The organism is Chryseobacterium endophyticum, assembly GCF_056333165.1.
Genome location: NZ_JBWGXE010000008.1, coordinates 42209 through 60007, shown reverse-complemented (window position 1 = coordinate 60007; position 17799 = coordinate 42209). Strand labels below are relative to the sequence as shown.

Sequence of the window (17799 nt, the reverse complement as noted above, 5' to 3'; positions counted from 1 at the left end):
TAAAAAAAAAGTCGGCTAAGGTTTAAAGTGGTATTGATATTCCTTCAGGGTCTTCTCAACGATACCTCCCGCATTGTTTCTTTCTGCACTTTTCACTTTTTTCAGCCTTCCTGCACTGTCATATTCGTACATTTCGCGCTGTCCGTTAGGGGAGGTCGTCGTGGTGAGGCCTATCAGCGGATCATACGTGTAAGTGGTGACCTGGTACGCGGCCATGGAAGAATGCGTTCTTAAATTCTCAAGGGCGGTGACCAAAGCACTTTCTGTCGCAGGGTTGGTGTTGTCATTGTCAGAGGCCGTTATGGCGGCCACCACCAGGGCATTGGTTTTTACGTCGTCATATTTGGCACCGGCTATTTTAGCGATCAGCTGCGTTTTATTGTATCCGTAAATGAATGCGGTAGGCGTTCCCGTTCCGGAAGAGGCCTGTACAATATTTCCTTTATCATCATAGGCATCCATTTTTCCTTTCAGCTTCAGGCTTCCGTCACTGATATTGGCAGCATATACAGAAGTTGGCAGCAGGGAAGCATTCTCGTACCGGGTAATGGCTTTGGAAAGGGTTTTCCCGTTCATTTTTTGCTCCTGGATCACAGGGATTCCGGTCATAAAGGCATTTTCAAGATGGCTGTATCCGGCTTGCCCTGTGGCATAGGTGATGAATTGTTCCGAAATATCGCCGTCCGCCACATTTTTGGTATAATACGGCTTCATATTCGATGGGCTGATCCAGGTTTCAGAACTTGATTCCAGGATCCCGTTATCAGCCAGGTACGCTTTGCTGGTCACCATACTTTTTTTAACATAAGATGGCTTTGAAGAGATTTTATTGCCTCCGTTAAAGCTGTATTCCACATCAGAATAATGATCCAGCTCGTAATCATACTGCTCGGAGGTTAAAAGCACATTTTGCTCATCATAGGTTTCTTTTTTAGACATCAGTCCGCCTTTCGTCATATCATAAAAGGGCCAGAAGTATTGTGGCTCTAATGTTGTTCCCCCGGTTTGCTGCTTAGGATAGTCATCCGGGGTTTTAAAGGTGTAGCGAACCGATCCTTTTCCGGTTTCCGATTCTTTTACATTTTTATACAGCGTATAATTTGAGCCGAATTCATCTTCCGAATCAACGGTATTTGAATAGACGTATCCGCTGGAGCTGTTGGGTAACTCAAAAGAATCATATTCATAATTTATCGTGCGGGATGGTGAACTGTCATTGATATTTTTATAAATTTTAATATTTTTCAAACGAATTCCGGGACCTGACATTGCATTTCTGAACGGCCCGGGATTGACCTTGATTTCTGAGGCTCCAAAAGTAACTGTACCTGTAGCGCCGCCATTCGAGACGATCTCCAGGGTATAGTTTCCCGGATAATTATTGATCCATCGTTCCATAGTATAATTGTCCGTAATGGTCATGGTTGGAATAACAACTTCAGATCCTTTTTTCAGCGTGATCTTAAGGTTAACAGGCGGAACGGGAATGCCGGGGAGCCCAGGAAACCCTGTAGAAGGCTCTGGAAATGTATAATCCTCAAGATTCAGAACAAATCTGAAGTTCTTTTTCTGAGCAGTATTTCCGGAGATGACAATAGGGTACGAGAGGCTCTGGGTCGTATTGAAAGTACCGTTGGTAATAGGAGAAAAGTATTGTATTCCAGGATATCTCAGAGAAGATGTTCCTACCAGGGAAGCCAGGAAAGCCGGGTCATTATAATTGAAGTATTGTTCCCCATTTTCGTAATTGTATTCTGTGACCCCTCCGGTTGGCGAAATCATTTTGGAAAGGTTTCCTTCTCCACTAGGAAATTGGTAGGTAAACCAGTTGTTTTCCAGCAAGTTTCCGTTCTTATCGTTTTTAAATACGGAGTTGAGAATCCTCAGTTTCTTATAAGCTTCGGCACCTTTGGAAAGCATCGTATAATTAAAGACATAAGAATACAATTCATTTCCTGTGGGGTCTTTGAGGCTTATCTTCTGCAGGCTATACGGATCGCTGATGAGTTCTTCTCCATCGGTAGATTCCAGTGATTCAGTGTAGACATAATCGAATACCACCTGACCATTTCGGCTGGTGATGCTTTTCAGCTTGTTCTGAAGTGAAAGCATAATAGAAGTGCTCGTCCCCTTATATTTTTTTCTTTCATCATATTCCATTGTGGCAACTTCCGCCCCGATCGGGTTCAGGATTTTGGATAGGTAGTAAGCCGTTTTGTAATCTTTTCCCAGCCAGTGATCTCCACAGTCATATTTGGCCATATCGGTCTTATCGAAAACATACTTATACCCGTTGTCTGAAGTTATCGTAAAGCTGTCGGCCTTGAAGGTGGCCGTATTGCTGTTTCTTACATACTCTATTCTGGCATGGTTCGGGGTAAGGTTGATCAGTTGAAAAGTATTGTTGATCGTATCCCTTTTCATCCTGAACTTTCCTGACAGGCCGGGAAGATTATAATAATACAGGTCGTCAAATTCATTTTTCTTATAAGCCGCTAAAGAAGGATTGTCATAGCATTCATCCAGGTAATCGAGCACTTTTTTGTAAATCACGCCTCCTCCGAAGAACGACCATCCGCTTCCGACGTCACTAGCCGTTTCCGTGTCCCCATAGTTTCTTACATTATACCCAAGATTCATTGGCCAGCTGATCCCCCCGGAGACAGGTGCACTGAGCAGGGGAATGCCGATTTGGGGAGATCCTGTAGATAAGGACATCGGGACATCGGTATAGGTTGACATCGCTGCCATGGAAGGGGAGGCTACGGGAGTGTTGACCACATCACCGGGCCCTATTTGTGCATAGTCTTTTTCTGCAATGAATACCAGAAAAAGAAGCAGTATCAGTTTTGTAAATGTAATTCTTTTCATTATTTCTTAATCAGTTTAGCACTTGCTGTTTTATTATCATTGGTTTTCACGCTCACCAGATACGCTCCCTGAACCAGCGCCTGCGTATTGATCTTGGTCACTTTATTTTTGGTTTTTATGCTTTGGACCTGCCTTCCGCCCATATCATACACCGTAATCTCCGCTTCAAACGGAGGCTCCCCTCCTTTGGAGGGTCTGGGGGAGGATATAAACCCTATCTCCACATACGCATACTCACTCACCGGGTTCGGATAAATCTTAATATCCTGCTTCTCGATCAGCTGATCGATCTGTTGGTCACCCAGCTTCACGATTTTCCAGTTCTCTTTTCCCAACTCTTCGGCACTCGTTCCGGCCAGTACAATCGAACCGTCCCTATTGAGCTTGATATCCGAAAGCCTTTCTTCTCTTTTTCTCGATTCACCCTTAACGTGTTTTCTCCACTGCTCATTGCCATTCTGGTCCAGGTACAGCATCCAGAAGGTCTCATCATCACTTTCAATTCTTCCTTCTGCTTGAGTATAGCCTCCCAGCAAAATCCCGGATGTTACCCCTTGGTTCTTTTCCCTTGCTCCTTGGCTCTTTGTCATTACACTCATTCCCATCAAAATATCCCGGTTTTTGAAGTTGTAGGATTTCTGCCAGATTTCTTCCCCTCTTTCATCCAGGGAGATCAGCCATAAATCTGTTCCTTCTTCAATACCGACGGTTTTATTACCTGATCGTTCCGATCTTGATTCTCCGCCGATTAAATAGCCTGTGGAAGTCAAGGCCAGGGTTCTCAAATGGTCGTCTCCGGTTCCCCCGAAGTTCTTTTCCCATTCCACTTTGCCGTCTTTGGAAAGCTTGATGATCCAGTAATCGCCCTCTCCGAAGTTTTCAGTAGACTTTGCATAACCGGAAAGTGATTTTGAATTTTGGATTGAACGGTCTTGCTCCCCTCCTTTGGAGGGGCTGGGGGAGGATGCACTTCTCGAATACACGCCCAATAACGCTCCGCCATCTTTCGTAGGAATCATTTTCTCTACCTCATCCAATCCTTTTCCGCCCAAAACCAATTGAGACAATTCCTTTCCGTTCTTATCCAATCGTACGACCAGAACATCTTTCGATCCGTAACCTCTCGTTCCCGCCGTTCCCTGAATACCCGCCGTTCCCTGAGGCTCTCGAAGGGAACCTTGTCCCGTTGCCTGAGCGGAGCCGAAGGCAACATTTCCCGCCACAAAAAATCCCATATCCGTGGTCTGGATTACTGCCCGGGCTTCTTCATCTGAAGCACTACCAACGGTTTTCTGCCACAACTCATCCCCGAATTCATTGATCCTGATCAGCCAGATATCAGAACCTCCTTTGGAATCGTCTTTCTTGTCCAGGCCTTTCCCGGAAAAAGAAGTTCCAGCCAGGATGAAACCACCTTCTTGGGTATTCACGGTTGCAGAGAGAAAATCATGGTTTTGGCCCGAGAAATACTTTTCCCAGACCTCTTCGCCCTGTTGGTTGAGTTTTACCAGATGGAAATCGTAGCCGGTATTCTGCTTTCCCTGGTCCTGGCCTGGTCCCTGAGGTTCTCGAAGGGAAGGTGTGTTCCCTGAGGCTCTCGAAGGAGTGTTCCCTGAGGCTCTCGAAGGGATGCTGCTTCCGGTTATCAGATACTGCTGATCAATGGTGGTGGTGATCTGGGAAAGAAAATCCTGTGTGGAGGATTTGAGGTCTTTCTGCCAGATGACTTCCTGGGCGGAAACCGCCAGGATGGTGCCTAAGAATAATGCACCGCAGTAGAGTCTTTTCATACGTAGTGTTGAATGATTAAATTATTATTTTTCGTTTAGGCGAAATGAGAAAGGTTTTTTCTCAAGAAAATAAGGGAAACCTCATTCTTAAAAAAGTGGGGCAATGACAGGAAATGGCCTGAATGGAAATGGTTGTTATCATGGTTTTGTTTTTTATTAATTTTTTTTGATCCTGAATTCAATCGTTACCTTTATGGCAAAACTAATCCTCAAAGACGACAAAAGGTGTCGTGTTATAATGGAAGATGCCGTTTTTAATTTTAAGGTTGGATGTCAATCTTTTAAATTCGACGCGAAATTATAAAAAAAATCATAAAAACAATGTTACATTGTTGAAAATTAATACAGTAAAAAAATATTCAAAAAAAAATGCAGTGAATAATATTAGTCGATGAAGCCCAAATCCTGAATTTTTTTTACTGATTTTTACTGATGAGCGAATTGCAGTCTATCATAATGAAAAAAGGCAAAAAGTTAAAAAATGCAATTTTTTTTCAGGAAAAAAATAATAAAACAAACCCCTTTTCCAGTCATTTTAATTCCCTTATATTTGAACTGATTAATAGCAAATGATACCTAAATACACATAACATGAGAAAAAAAAATTACGCCTCAGAAGAAGCCGATGAGTATCTGAAAGAGCTTCTCAGGGTTTTTTCCGAAATCCTGGCCCAGGTTAAAAAATCAAAACAACAGGAATCGCCGTACTATGACAGTGCGGATATCAAACGGATGCTGAACATCAGCGACAGCACCTTACACCGGATCCGCAAATCGGAGAAAATTCCGTATTTCAGGATCGGGCGGAAAATATTCTATCCCAAATCGGTCTTCAACGATGATTTCAAAAATGCTTTCAGAAAATGAAAGCATTTTTTTTGTCCGCATCTTAACGAAGGTCACCCCGGATTTCCGTCAAAACCCGTCCGGTTTTTCCCGTAATCCTTCGGGAGTTCTTCGGAAGCGCTTCGGAAAAAGTACCGTTTTTCCGAAGCCTTCCCGAAGGTGACCCGAAGAACACCCGAAGAAAGTACCTCCGAAACCGGTCAAAACCGGTCAATAACGGTCAGATCCTGTCATAGCTTTCACCGGTGCCTGAAATTGGAAAATTTCATTCTATCTTCGTCTCACAAATCTTAAAAATGCAAAAAAGATGGCAAGAATAACAAAAGGAATCCTCGGAGGATTTTCAGGAAAAGTAGGAACGATCGTAGGCGCCAGATGGCGCGGACAGGACATCATCAGGAGTACGCCCAAAGTCAGCACCAGGCCGCCCAGCGAGAAGCAGCAGATGCAGCAGTCGAAATTTAAAATGGTCATCGCCTTTCTGCAGCCGCTCAAAAGCATTCAGAACAAATATTTCGGCTCGGCAAGCGGTTCAAAATCCCGCGTGAACATGGCGGTGTCATACACCATCAGCGAAGCGGTACAGATGAACGGCGATACGGCCGAACTGGTGTACAACAAAGTGCTGATCACCAAAGGAGACCTTACCGGCTTCCAGAACATCACCGCCCTTCCGCAGACCGGCCATGTCATCAGGCTCAGCTGGGAAAACAACGCCACCCAGGGAAACGCCTCGGAAACCGACCAGGTGAACCTGGTCTGCTACTGCGAAGAGCTCGACCGCTTTGAGACTTTCGAATCTGCCGCCGCACGCAATGCCCTGACCGCGGATGTCACCCTTCCCGCCGCATACACCGGAAAAGAAGTCCAGGTCTGGAGCTACCTCCACAATGAAAAAGGCACATCCGCCTCCAACAGCCTCCACCTCGGCGCCCTCACCATGATCTGATCACCATCCATCTCCACTCTTTACGGGTGGAGATTTTTTTTAGGGTTGTTTCAGCTGTTTAAGGGTGTGGTGGCTGTCAAAGGACAGTGTTACCAACCTGATGGTCATCCCATAGAGATCCAGACACGAATCTTTCCATGCGCATGTTACCGGCGCGGTTGGAATTCCTGCCTCAAATCGAAGATTATCTTCTTTTATTTGATAAATGTTATTTCGACAGAATCAATGAAACAATGGGTGATTGTTATGGCTTGGGAAAAAAAGTCAACCATTCCAAATGCTGACTACCAGCAATAACAGGTACAGTAAAAAAATTCCACACCCCTGGAGGGGTGCCAAAAATTCAGATAATTTTTGGTGGGGTGGTTTACAAGATTCCGGTCTGTCGGCATCGGCTCCGGTTAGCCACCAATGAATGAAGACCTTTATTTTCACGGTCATAAAAACCGATAGATTCAAAGGAAACCGAGGTCATACCTATATTACCACTGAGGTTGGGATTTTTACGGATGACAAAGTAGGTCGTTATTATAGCTTAAAACAAAAAGTCAACCATTGTAAAGGCTGACTGCCAGCAATACCAGGCACAGTAAAAAATTCCACTCCCTTGGAGGGGTGCCAAAAATTCAAAGAATTTTTGGTGGGGTGGTTTAGCAAGATTCCGGTCTGTCGGCATCGGCTCCGGTTAGCCACCATTGAATGGATGTTTTTATTTTTCAGTGCCTTAAAAAACCAATAGATCCAAAGGAAATATTTGTTAAAGTCTGAATTGTAATAAGATAGGGAAGACCACCCCGTCGAAAATTCCAAAGGAATTTCCGCCACCCCTCCGAAGGATGGGAATTAAGAAGCGGTCGTTTTAGATGATGAAAGCCTACTTTACAACCTATGGCTGAAATTCCCAACCGATGGCTGAGCAGAGCCAAAACCACCCGCCACAGACATCCTGCGACAGGTGGTTTTTATGAAATCAAATAGAGCTCTCGTTTATACTTCCTCAATCGGTTTTATCGCCGTCAGGGCACGGGAGGAAATCCAGCTGATGATCTGGGCAATGATTCTGGCGATCATTTGGTCTTTGGTGATTTTGGATACGCCCGGTACCAGTCCGTCCAGGGTGGTTTTCGGGAGGGGTTGGGGAAGGATCAGTCCGGTGACGGCAGGGTTCGGACCACTGGCCGGAATCCCGGAGTAGATTTCTACATGCTGGATAAACAGCTGTTCTACATAATCCTGCATCGACTGTGGCGGGACGCTGATGGCCGAAGTCCCGTTGGTATGCTGAAGGGTCCCCGGTAACGAAGCATTCTGAATTATGGTGTACGGCGCTTTTGATTTTGACGCATCATAGACCGCAAACGCCTGAAGGGCACTTAGCGCAAATGCCGTCCAGCGGTCCGGGGAATGGCCGTAGAGATTGGCGACCATCTGGAGGTCCTGTTTCTGCCAGGCGTGCGGAACCACGTCGAGGTCGTTCCAGTGCATCGTGTTCCAGCTTTGGTAGGGAAGGGATTGAGGCTGCCATCCCGAAGGCAGGGCCGGAAAGGTCTGGTCGAAAAGTTGGGCAAAATTCACTTCTCCCGGTGTTGGCCCGGCGGTAGGATAGACAAGAGTAAGCCCGAAAGCATCCAGGGTCTTCTGTTCTTTGAGATACAGTGCAAGGGTAGGAGATAAGGCTCCGGCAAGACTGTGGCCGCAGAAAATGATGGCGGTATCCGGATCAGGTTTCAGACTGCCCAGGAAGCTTTCGAGGGACGTGCCCGGTGCGGCGGCTGTTGCCGGGGTGATAAGTCCCATCAGGTTGCCGATCCCGGTGGCTGTTCCTTTGGAAATAAACGGTACGTTGTTTTGATAAGGCTCCGTTTTAAAATCCGACGGATTATAAGTCGTCCAGTTCACCACTTCGGAAACGGCAAAGTCTTCCGATTCCCAGTCGTACAGCGAGTCCGGGTTGGTGGCGGCAATCGCGACCACATACGCTGGCATCACTGGTCCTCCCGGGAATGCCACGGCTTCACATTTCGCAACGAATACGGCGTTGTCGGCAACGCCATCCTGGTTCATTTCCACTAATGCCGGTCCCCAAACCAGGTCCCAGCTGCCCAATACAGGGGTCACGGACGCATCCGCAGTGGAAGGTTGCGTCTGCCCCAGTACCGTTACGGGCGGAACGTTATTCAGATAGAAAGAAAGGTCATACTGCAGCTGTTCCTGCAATTCACTGGCGGTCCCTTTGTACCCGCCGGCACGGCCGACGAGGCAGGCCATCCCGAATACCTGCTGGTAAGCGTCTAAACTTGGACTGTTCATGGTGTGTTTGGTTTTTAGTCGTTGGTTGTTGGTTGTTGGGGTGTTTTGCCGGAAAATGCCTGATTGCTTATCCCCTCAAAAACAAAGTAAAGTTCGGGATTAATGGTGATGGGGAAATCCGTGGAAATGACTAAAATGGGGTTTAGGTGTTTATACGGATGGGGCAATGTTCAGTCACCGTATATAGAATTACGGTTTTCCTTATCGTATGAATTGCTTTTTTTATATAACTCGCATAATACATTGTTATTTTATAAATCAAACCCATAATTAAGACTATAATTCCATTGAAAACAAAACAACTCGAACCACATAAGGCACTTAGCACTGCATATTTCAAGTGAGCAAAGAAGGAATCAGCAAGCTGATTGATGAAGCATACGTATAAGCTTCGCGGAGCAAATTTATTTGCCTTTGCTATCTAAAAATCAGTGTTATACAAAATTAACTTTGCGTTAAAAACTGCATAAAAACACATCTTCACAATCAGCGAGAGATTTTTCAACGCAAAGGTTTTATTCTAAATGTGCATATTTCAAGTGAGCAAAGAAGGAATCAGCAAGCTGATTGATGAAGAGCGCGTGTAAGCTTCGCGGAGCAAATTTATTTGCCTTTGCTATCTAAAAATCAGCGTTATAAACAATTAACTTTGCGTTAAAAACTGCGTACAAAAAAATCAGCACAATCCGCACAATCAGCGAGAGATTTTTCAACGCAAAGGTTTTATTCTAAATGTGCATATTTCAAGTGAGCAAAGAAGGAATCAGCAAGCTGATTGATGAAGCGTACGTATGAGCTTCGCGGAGCAAATTTATTTGCCTTTTCCTGTAAAAAATTGGCATTGTAAAAAATCATCTTTGCGTTAAAAACTGCATACAGATAAATCAGCACAATCAGCGAGAGATTTTTCAACGCAAAGGTTTTATTCTAAATGTGCATATTTCAAGTGAGCAAAGGATTAATCAGCAGGCTGATTGATGAAGCGTACGTGTAAGCTTCGCGGAGCAAATTTATTTGCCTTTGCCATCTAAAAATCAGCGTTATAAACAATTAACTTTGCGTTAAAAACTGCGTACAAAAAAATCAGCACAATCAGTACAATCAGCGAGAGATTTTTCAACGCAAAGGTTTTGTTTAAACCTGCATATTTCAAGTGAGCAAAGAAAGAATCAGCAGGCTGATTAATGAAGTGTACGTATAAGCTTCGCGGAGCAAATTTATTTGCCTTAGCCATCTAAAATCAGCGTTATAAAAATCATCTTTGCGTTAAAAAACTGCGTACAAAAAATCTGCAAAATCCGCACAATCAGCGAGAGATTTTTCAACGCAAAGGTTTTATTGTAAACCTGCATATTTCAAGGAAAAAATTAGAGACTGATCGACGAAGCGTAGTTATGAAAGATATTTAATGTAAAAGTCCGGAATTCTTTATCCTTACACAGTACTCACTCCCCAGGAACCTCGGATCGCCGTGCTTTTCAGACCAAAAGCCATCCAGCACATCCGGACTGATCCAGCGGTAGACGGCAACGCCTTTATAGATTTCCTGATCGCCGCCTTCATACCGGAAGTTGATGACGAGGATGCCGTCTTTGTAGAATCCAGTACCGTACTGTTCGTGGTCGCCGATCTGCCATTCGGCAATGATACGTTGGTTTTCGTCAAGGGAAAGGGTGAGGAAGCCGTGATAGGAAACGGTGTCGGTCGCTTCCTGGTTGCTGCCCTGTACGGTATAGGTTCCGGCGAGATCTTGTACGGTCATGTTTATATTTTTTGAAGGGTAAAGATAAAAATTATTGACGGGCCGGTAAAACGGTTAACTATCGGAGCAAGCACAGGAAACTGTACATTATTTTTTACATTGTTTATTGAGGTGCAAAGATAAGGTGTTGAAATATAGAGGTTCATAAAAGTAATTAATTCAATAAAAAATGAATTATTTTTCAATAGACTGTTTTTTGTATTGATTTTTTTTATACATTTATCTCTCAAACAATAAAAAATTAATCATGAAAAATTTGAAAAAAGTGACAAGAGGTCAGATGAAAAACATTCAGGGCGGGATCGCAAGAGGAATGGTAAGATGCAAAAATCCTGAAACGTGTGTGGTGCAGTGGGGTTGGGCTACAGGCTCGTCGAGCAACTGCGGCCAGTTCGATTTTATCTGTGGCGAACCACCTGTTGAAGATCCTTGTCTATACAATGCGTGTGTGTGAAATTTAGGAAGAGAGTGTAAAAGCTCTCTTTTTTTATGTTAATTTGCAGCATGTTTTATATCCTGCTGCTCATCAATACCATCAGTTTCGTCCTCTTCGGGATTGATAAACGCCAGGCGGTCAGGCACCGGCGCAGGGTTTCCGAATTCACCTTATTATCCGCGGCCTTTTTGGAGGAACGATCGGAACATTGCTGGGAATGCTGATGTTCAGGCATAAGATTTCAAAAAGATCGTTCATTTCCAAAATTGTCATCATATTTTCTATTGAGATAACGGTTGTTCTTTATTTTAACTTCGACAAATAATGTATCACGAATTTAATATTGCAGAATGGCCGGAAGATCATCTTCCGGCCATTGCTTTTAAATTTCTTTCCAGTTGCTGAAAGCTGTTGAGCTGGAAGCGACCCGCCTGTATATTTTATTGACCGGATCATAAGGAATAAAAGTTTGTACAATAACCGGTATATTGTTGTAGTCTTTCAACCTTTCATTCTTAACCAATCCAATATAATTACCAGTATAGGAAGGATCCGGAAAAACATTCATGCTTTCAAATTCAGATTTCCCATATAAAATTTTTGAGGGTGGAATCTGGGAATAATTAGGATTAGGCCCGGCAGCTGCATTCATAAAATAATAGACGCCCCAATCTGTATATCCCGAAAACTTGTTGTCTCTTATTTCAAGATTCTTAAAATCAAGTGGCGAAGCGTTCCCAGAACCTAAAATAAACAATGGACTATTGATCGTTATGGGTGTTCCAAAGTCATTGTTAATGATTTTAGAGACCGATTCCTTATACTGAAAGTTGATGGCTATTGTTTTTACATGCTTAAATGTATTTCCAATAATGTCGATATTTGAAGAAAGTCCGGAGATATGTAAGCAATACTCTTCTCCCACATTCGAGATATTATTGTTTTTAAGAAGAACTTTACATGCTCCCGATCTTACCAAAGCCCCTTCTTTAATATTGGTAAAACTGTTATTTTCCACTAAAACGCCATACGCCTTCTGTAAATTGAAAAGTACTTGTGCATGATTTACGGATGAGTCTGTAAACTTTATGATGTAATTTCCTTTGTAGTCGAGATAATTTGAATCAATTCCGATAACAAATAATGGCGAATATACTTTTTCGAAGGTGTTGTTTTCAAAAACAAATCCTTTAAAAGAATTTGATTTTTTTACTTCATCCAATATCGGATTGGCAGAAGCAGAGACTTCCGGTGTGTAATTTGCCAAGGCCATTGGGTCTGGGTATATATCGTCTACATTATATAACATGACGGCTATGGCACCATTATTTCCTCCGATATTTTCAAAATGACAGTTCCTTACGATTGCTGATCTTTGGTAGATGTATGGGGAGTCTGCTTCATAATCAATAGCTCCAATCATATCTGTTCTGGTGATATTTTTAAAAATACAATTCTCAATGAGTGATTGATCACAATAATATACCGATACACCCTGTCTGTTGTTTTGGTTGACGCCGTCAAAAAGACAATTTCTGATTTCTACATAACCATTGTAACATCTTTTTGTTTCTGGTGTTTCGTTAATACTGCCTAAAATGGTGATTCCGTCAGATAGAAAACTTACAAACTGGCAGTCTTCAACTATTACGTTTGAAACACCACAAAATACAACCTGCGACATTAATTCATCAAAATCATCTGGAGCATTATTGTTACTCTCAAATCGGATGCCTTTAATTCTAATATTTTTAATAGCATCGGTATCATCATATTTTTTATAAGCTTGTGAATCGAACACAAAAATACCGTCCATGCCGGCATGACGAGAAGAAGTTGAAACCTTATATCCTTTCCAAATACACTCGTTATTACCAGAAGGAGTTGGACAGTCATTAATTAGTCTTTTTATACCTATTTTTTGCTTAATAATTGTTTGATTTCCAATAATAGAAATGTTTGAATATTCTTTGCCAATGAAATCGACATTTGTGATTAAATATTTTCCTTTCGGGAAAAACAACGTTCCGCCCTCGATACTTTTTAAAAAATCAACAGCAAGTTGAACAGCTTCTGTGTCATCATTTACTTCATCTCCTTTTGCACCGAACCAGCTAACGTTTACTTCATTGTTTTCAAGAACTCTTCTGTAATATTTTTGATCGATTTTTTTGTAAATTATACCATCACATATTGCATCAGCAATAATTTTTCCATTGTAAGTTTCATTTGTTTCTAAAAATACCGTCCATTCTCCTGTGAACGGATCATTTAATTCGATTGTTGACATTTTTTAATTTTTAAATAGTTAATAATGAATGAAATATTCCTTGCAAGAAATCTATACCGCAAAAGTAAAGGCTGGCAACGTCAGAACTTGACGTATGAAATTTTATATTTAAACTTTCTTATAATTTAATTTTCTCATTATGAATTTGTTAATTGTCAAAACTAATTAGCAAGTATTTCATTAAAAATCACTACTTTTGCACCCGTAAAAATCTTTTATGCAAAACATTAGAAATATTGCGATCATCGCACACGTTGACCACGGTAAGACCACCCTGGTTGACAAGATCATCCACGCTACCAATATTTTCAGGGAAAATCAGGAGAGTGGGGAGTTAATTATGGATAACAACGATCTCGAGAGAGAAAGAGGGATCACCATCTTATCCAAGAATATTTCTGTTACTTATAAAGACACGAAAATTAACGTAATCGATACACCGGGTCACGCCGACTTCGGAGGAGAGGTAGAAAGAGTATTGAAAATGGCAGACGGGGTAATCCTGTTGGTGGATGCCTTCGAAGGGCCGATGCCGCAGACCCGTTTCGTACTTCAGAAAGCGTTGGAACTAGGATTAAGACCATTGGTGGTTATCAACAAAGTAGATAAGCCAAACTGCCGTCCGGATGAAGTTCATGACCAGGTATTTGATTTGTTCTTCAACCTTGAAGCTACTGAAGAGCAATTGGATTTCCCTACCTTCTACGGATCTTCAAAACAAGGGTGGTTCAACACATCTTTGGAGCAGACTGAAGATATCTTACCGCTATTGGACGGGATCCTACAGTACGTTCCGGCTCCGAAAGTGACTGAAGGGAACCTTCAGATGCAGATTACTTCCCTGGATTTCTCTTCTTTCTTAGGAAGAATCGCTATCGGTAAAGTGACCAGAGGTGAGCTTAAAGAATCCCAGTGGATTGGTCTTGCCCAGGCAGACGGTAAAATCGTAAAAGGAAAAGTAAAGGAATTATACGTTTTTGAAGGATTAGGAAAGAAGAAAGTAACTGAAGTTCAGGCAGGGGATATCTGTGCTGTCGTAGGTTTCGACGCTTTCCAGATCGGGGACTCTTTCGTAGACCTTGAAAACCCTGAACCATTGGAAAGAACGGCCATCGACGAGCCTACGCTGAACATGACGTTCTCCATCAACAACTCTCCGTTCTTCGGGAAAGACGGTAAATATGTTACCTCTAACCACCTGAAAGAAAGGTTGACCAAAGAATTGGAGAAAAACTTAGCCCTAAGAGTTCAGCAGACGGACGATGCCAATACGTTCCTTGTATTTGGTAGAGGTATTCTTCACTTATCCGTTCTTATCGAAACGATGAGAAGAGAAGGATATGAAATGACGATCGGTCAGCCACAGGTAATCCTCAGAGAAGATGAAAACGGACAAAAATTAGAGCCTTATGAATCTTTAGTAGTAGATGTTCCTGAAGAATATGCTTCAAGAGTAATCGACCTGGCCACCCAAAGAAAAGGGGATCTTCACATCATGGAAACCAAAGGGGAAATGCAGCACATGGAGTTCGAAATTCCTTCAAGAGGTTTGATCGGATTGCGTTCTCAGATGCTTACTGCTACCGCTGGTGAAGCCATCATGGCACACCGTTTCACGGAATACAAGCCTTTCAAAGGAGCGATTCCTGGAAGGAACAACGGTGTACTGATCAGCAAAACCCAAGGGCCTGCCACTGAATATTCTATCGCTAAATTACAGGATAGAGGTAAATTCTTCGTTGATCCGGGTGAGGAAATCTATGCAGGGATGATCATTGGGGAACAAAACAAGCCTGGAGATTTGGTTGTAAATATCGTAGAAGCAAAACAGTTGAACAACATGAGAGCTTCCGGTAAAGATAAAGATACAGGAGTTGCCCCAAAAATCTTATTCTCCCTTGAAGAATGTATGGAATACATCCAGGGTGATGAAGCCATCGAAGTAACCCCGAACTTCATCAGAATGAGAAAGAAAATCCTTTCCGAAGAAGAAAGAAAAAGAGTGGAAAGATCTGCAAAAGCGTAATCAACCCATTATACATACAAAGCTCCGATTTGTCGGAGCTTTTTTTATTTAAATTATACAGAGAAGTACCTCTGAATTAAAAAGATCCGCGCCATCTGCAAAATCAGCGGAAGCTAAATTCTAAACTTCTTCCCGAAGGATTTTCACTTTCATTATGCACCAAACACTGAATTTCCGGAACTTTTTTATTCAATCGCAAAGCAATACAAAGTTTTTTGTATAGGATGCTACCTATTTCAAGGTAAACAATGGCATTTCATTTATTGAAGTAATACAAGTTTTATTACTTCCTTGTCTTACAATGCTAAGCGAAGCGGCTTCCTTTATCTTAAAAGCAATTGGTAGTCAAAAAAGCCTTCGTCTGCCTTTGCGATTAAAAAGAAAATCAGATTCTTCGCGCTCTTTTCTAAGTAGAATGCCTTAGCGAACTTAAAAAGAGCTAGTAGTAAAAAAAAACTTAGCGACCTTAGCGTTAAAAACAATAATTTTTCATTTTATTATTGTAATTTAAATCAACAAAATAAATTAATGTAGTTTTGCAGATATGAGAATAAATTACTTAAAACTAATTATATTATCAGGGTTTTTTACATCAATGGTGTCCTGTTCAACCCAGAATAACGCAGTAAAAGCTTCCACCCCCAAAAAAAACACAGCAAAGACCAACAATAATACAACGCCGCCGCCAGGTCCAAAACCTGTTGCTATGATTCCGCCTGAAGAAACTTTCAGAACGGATCTTCCCGAGATCAAAAGGGAGTTCCGCGGAGCATGGATTGCCAGTGTAGCCAATATCAACTGGCCTTCCAGAAACAACCTGTCCGTCGACCAGCAGAAAGCGGAAGCCATCAGCATGCTGGATATGCTGAAAGATAATAATTTCAATGCGGTGATTTTCCAGGTAAGGCCTTCTGCCGATGCCCTGTACACAAGCAATATAGAACCCTGGTCTTATTTTTTAACCGGCCAGACCGGTGCTGCGCCGTACCCTAATTATGACCCGCTGCAGTTCTGGATCGAAGAAGCCCATAAAAGAGGCCTGGAGCTTCACGTATGGCTGAACCCGTACCGGGCGCACCATTCCAACGGCGGATCTCCGAACAGTCTGTCGATGGTGAATAAGCTGTCGGATATTGTGATCAGGTTAAAGAACGGGATGTACTGGTTTGATCCGGCAAATCCCAAGACCCAGGGCCATGTCTCCAATGTGGTCAAAGATATTGTCAAGAGATACGATATTGATGCCGTTCATTTCGATGACTATTTTTATCCCTATGCCACTTACAACAGAGGAGCCGATTTCCCGGATAATGCCACTTGGAATGAATATGTAAGAAACGGCGGAACATTATCCAGAGCCGACTGGAGAAGGGACAATGTCAATAAATTCGTGGAAAGGATCTATAAAGAAATCCATGCTGAGAAGAATTATGTACGTTTCGGGATCAGTCCGTTCGGAATCTGGAAACCGGGTTATCCGGAAGGAATTGTAGGCTCTTCCCAGTATGATGAGTTGTACGCCGATGCCAAATTATGGTTAAATAACGGCTGGGTAGATTATTTTTCACCCCAGCTGTACTGGCCGGTACACTCTAAAGGGCAACCCTTCGAGGCCCTGTTGAGATGGTGGAAATCAGAGAATACCTTAAACCGCCACCTTTGGCCGGGACTTAATACCGTGGAGATCCGTGCTGCTGACCGACCTGCCGAAATCAGGGATCAGATCGAAATTTCAAGGCAGGTTCTGGGTAACGATGCCGGAGAGGTACACTGGAGCATTGCGGGTCTGACCAAAAATGCCGGAATGCTGCCGATGCTTAAAAACGGACCTTACAAAGAAAAAGCCCTGGTTCCGAAAACAGGCTGGCTGAAATCTGTTCCTTTGCAGATGCCGACTTTGTTCATTAAAGATAATGGAAGTTCAGCGCAGGTGAGCTGGAGCACAAAAAATATCAAAGAGGTCTTCCAGTGGGTGCTGTTTACTCAATATAACGGGGTTTGGGAAACCGAGATCCTTACCCTTGATCAGCTCTCCAGGGAAATTCCAAAGTCCAGAGACGGAAAATCACTGAACGCCGTAGCCATCAAAGCGATCGACCGCCTGGGAAATGAAAGCGATTACATGGCCAAAAAGCTGCAATAAACCGATTTTAACGAATGACTATATTCCTGCAATGACCTGCAGGATTTTTTTTGAATATATGCCGGGCGTATGGTCAATGGTGAATGGTGAATGGTGAATGGTGAATAGTGAATAGTGAATAGTGAATTTACTACTTTCAAATTATGAAAGACCGAGTTTTGATTCTAATTTTAAGTAGTCATAATTTAACAGAATAAATCAATATCAGTGTTTTTTTTAGTGTAAGTTATTGATTTTAAGCGGTTTTTAATTCCCCTCCGCCGGAGGGGTGGATTAATTTTCAAGGAAAATTAAGACGGGGTGGTTTGAGGAGTGAGCTTTACTGCGCAATTGATTAGTCAATGGTCAATGGTGAATGGTCAATGGTGAATTTACT

Annotated in this window: 10 protein-coding genes and 1 pseudogene; 6 read left to right on the top strand and 5 right to left on the bottom strand. The window is 42.6% G+C overall.

The genetic code is table 11. From position 1 onward, the window contains the following. Positions 1–15: 15 nt before the first annotated feature. Positions 16–2871, bottom strand: a complete 2856-nt coding sequence (locus AC0N32_RS16410; protein WP_476394920.1) for a hypothetical protein — start codon at positions 2869–2871, stop codon at positions 16–18. Next, positions 2871–4661: a T9SS type A sorting domain-containing protein gene (locus AC0N32_RS16405; RefSeq protein ID WP_476394919.1), complete on the bottom strand. Its 1791-nt coding sequence runs from the start codon at positions 4659–4661 to the stop codon at positions 2871–2873. Before AC0N32_RS16405 ends, AC0N32_RS16410 begins: the two co-directional genes overlap by 1 nt. Before the next feature lie 591 nt (positions 4662–5252). Here AC0N32_RS16405 and AC0N32_RS16400 point away from each other — a divergent pair. Together AC0N32_RS16400 and AC0N32_RS16395 are read left to right on the top strand one after the other, a co-directional pair. Beyond that, positions 5253–5528 carry a helix-turn-helix domain-containing protein gene (locus tag AC0N32_RS16400; RefSeq protein ID WP_476394918.1) on the top strand — a complete coding sequence of 92 codons (276 nt, stop codon included), beginning with the start codon at positions 5253–5255 and terminating at the stop codon, positions 5526–5528. A gap of 286 nt (positions 5529–5814) precedes the next feature. Then, complete coding sequence (locus tag AC0N32_RS16395; protein ID WP_476394917.1) at positions 5815–6456, top strand: DUF6266 family protein; 642 nt, start codon at positions 5815–5817, stop codon at positions 6454–6456. 987 nt (positions 6457–7443) lie between these two features. Here AC0N32_RS16395 and AC0N32_RS16390 read toward each other — a convergent pair. Beyond that, positions 7444–8766 carry a lipase family protein gene (locus AC0N32_RS16390; protein WP_476394916.1) on the bottom strand — a complete coding sequence of 441 codons (1323 nt, stop codon included), beginning with the start codon at positions 8764–8766 and terminating at the stop codon, positions 7444–7446. Positions 8767–10171: 1405 nt separating this feature from the next. Beyond that, a complete protein-coding gene (locus AC0N32_RS16385) occupies positions 10172–10528 on the bottom strand; it encodes a hypothetical protein (RefSeq protein ID WP_476394915.1) in 357 nt (118 codons plus the stop codon). Between the two features lie 247 nt (positions 10529–10775). Between AC0N32_RS16385 and AC0N32_RS16380 the strand changes: the two genes are divergently transcribed. Beyond that, positions 10776–10982, top strand: coding sequence for a bacteriocin-like protein (locus tag AC0N32_RS16380; RefSeq protein ID WP_476394914.1), 207 nt, complete (start codon positions 10776–10778; stop codon positions 10980–10982). Between the two features lie 35 nt (positions 10983–11017). After that, positions 11018–11289: pseudogene (locus AC0N32_RS16375) on the top strand (DUF1294 domain-containing protein). Positions 11290–11346: 57 nt separating this feature from the next. On the opposite strand, the gene AC0N32_RS16370 reads toward AC0N32_RS16375, so the two are convergent. After that, positions 11347–13254 (bottom strand): glycosyl hydrolase family 28-related protein, encoded by a 1908-nt coding sequence (locus AC0N32_RS16370; protein ID WP_476394913.1) that lies wholly within the window; start codon positions 13252–13254, stop codon positions 11347–11349. Between the two features lie 217 nt (positions 13255–13471). Here AC0N32_RS16370 and typA point away from each other — a divergent pair, with 217 nt between their 5' ends. Beyond that, positions 13472–15280: a translational GTPase TypA gene (typA, locus tag AC0N32_RS16365; RefSeq protein WP_307457983.1), complete on the top strand. Its 1809-nt coding sequence runs from the start codon at positions 13472–13474 to the stop codon at positions 15278–15280. Positions 15281–15875: 595 nt separating this feature from the next. Next, complete coding sequence (locus AC0N32_RS16360; protein WP_476394912.1) at positions 15876–17423, top strand: glycoside hydrolase family 10-like protein; 1548 nt, start codon at positions 15876–15878, stop codon at positions 17421–17423. Positions 17424–17799: the final 376 nt, after the last annotated feature.

What these genes read in the sequence shown, in the direction of transcription:
- AC0N32_RS16410 (WP_476394920.1), bottom strand. Translation starts at nt 2,871, where the DNA reads ATGAAAAGAATTACATTTACAAAACTGATACTGCTTCTTTTTCTGGTA.
- AC0N32_RS16405 (WP_476394919.1), bottom strand. Translation starts at nt 4,661, where the DNA reads ATGAAAAGACTCTACTGCGGTGCATTATTCTTAGGCACCATCCTGGCG.
- AC0N32_RS16400 (WP_476394918.1), top strand. Translation starts at nt 5,253, where the DNA reads ATGAGAAAAAAAAATTACGCCTCAGAAGAAGCCGATGAGTATCTGAAA.
- AC0N32_RS16395 (WP_476394917.1), top strand. Translation starts at nt 5,815, where the DNA reads ATGGCAAGAATAACAAAAGGAATCCTCGGAGGATTTTCAGGAAAAGTA.
- AC0N32_RS16390 (WP_476394916.1), bottom strand. Translation starts at nt 8,766, where the DNA reads ATGAACAGTCCAAGTTTAGACGCTTACCAGCAGGTATTCGGGATGGCC.
- AC0N32_RS16385 (WP_476394915.1), bottom strand. Translation starts at nt 10,528, where the DNA reads ATGACCGTACAAGATCTCGCCGGAACCTATACCGTACAGGGCAGCAAC.
- AC0N32_RS16380 (WP_476394914.1), top strand. Translation starts at nt 10,776, where the DNA reads ATGAAAAATTTGAAAAAAGTGACAAGAGGTCAGATGAAAAACATTCAG.
- AC0N32_RS16370 (WP_476394913.1), bottom strand. Translation starts at nt 13,254, where the DNA reads ATGTCAACAATCGAATTAAATGATCCGTTCACAGGAGAATGGACGGTA.
- typA (WP_307457983.1), top strand. Translation starts at nt 13,472, where the DNA reads ATGCAAAACATTAGAAATATTGCGATCATCGCACACGTTGACCACGGT.
- AC0N32_RS16360 (WP_476394912.1), top strand. Translation starts at nt 15,876, where the DNA reads ATGGTGTCCTGTTCAACCCAGAATAACGCAGTAAAAGCTTCCACCCCC.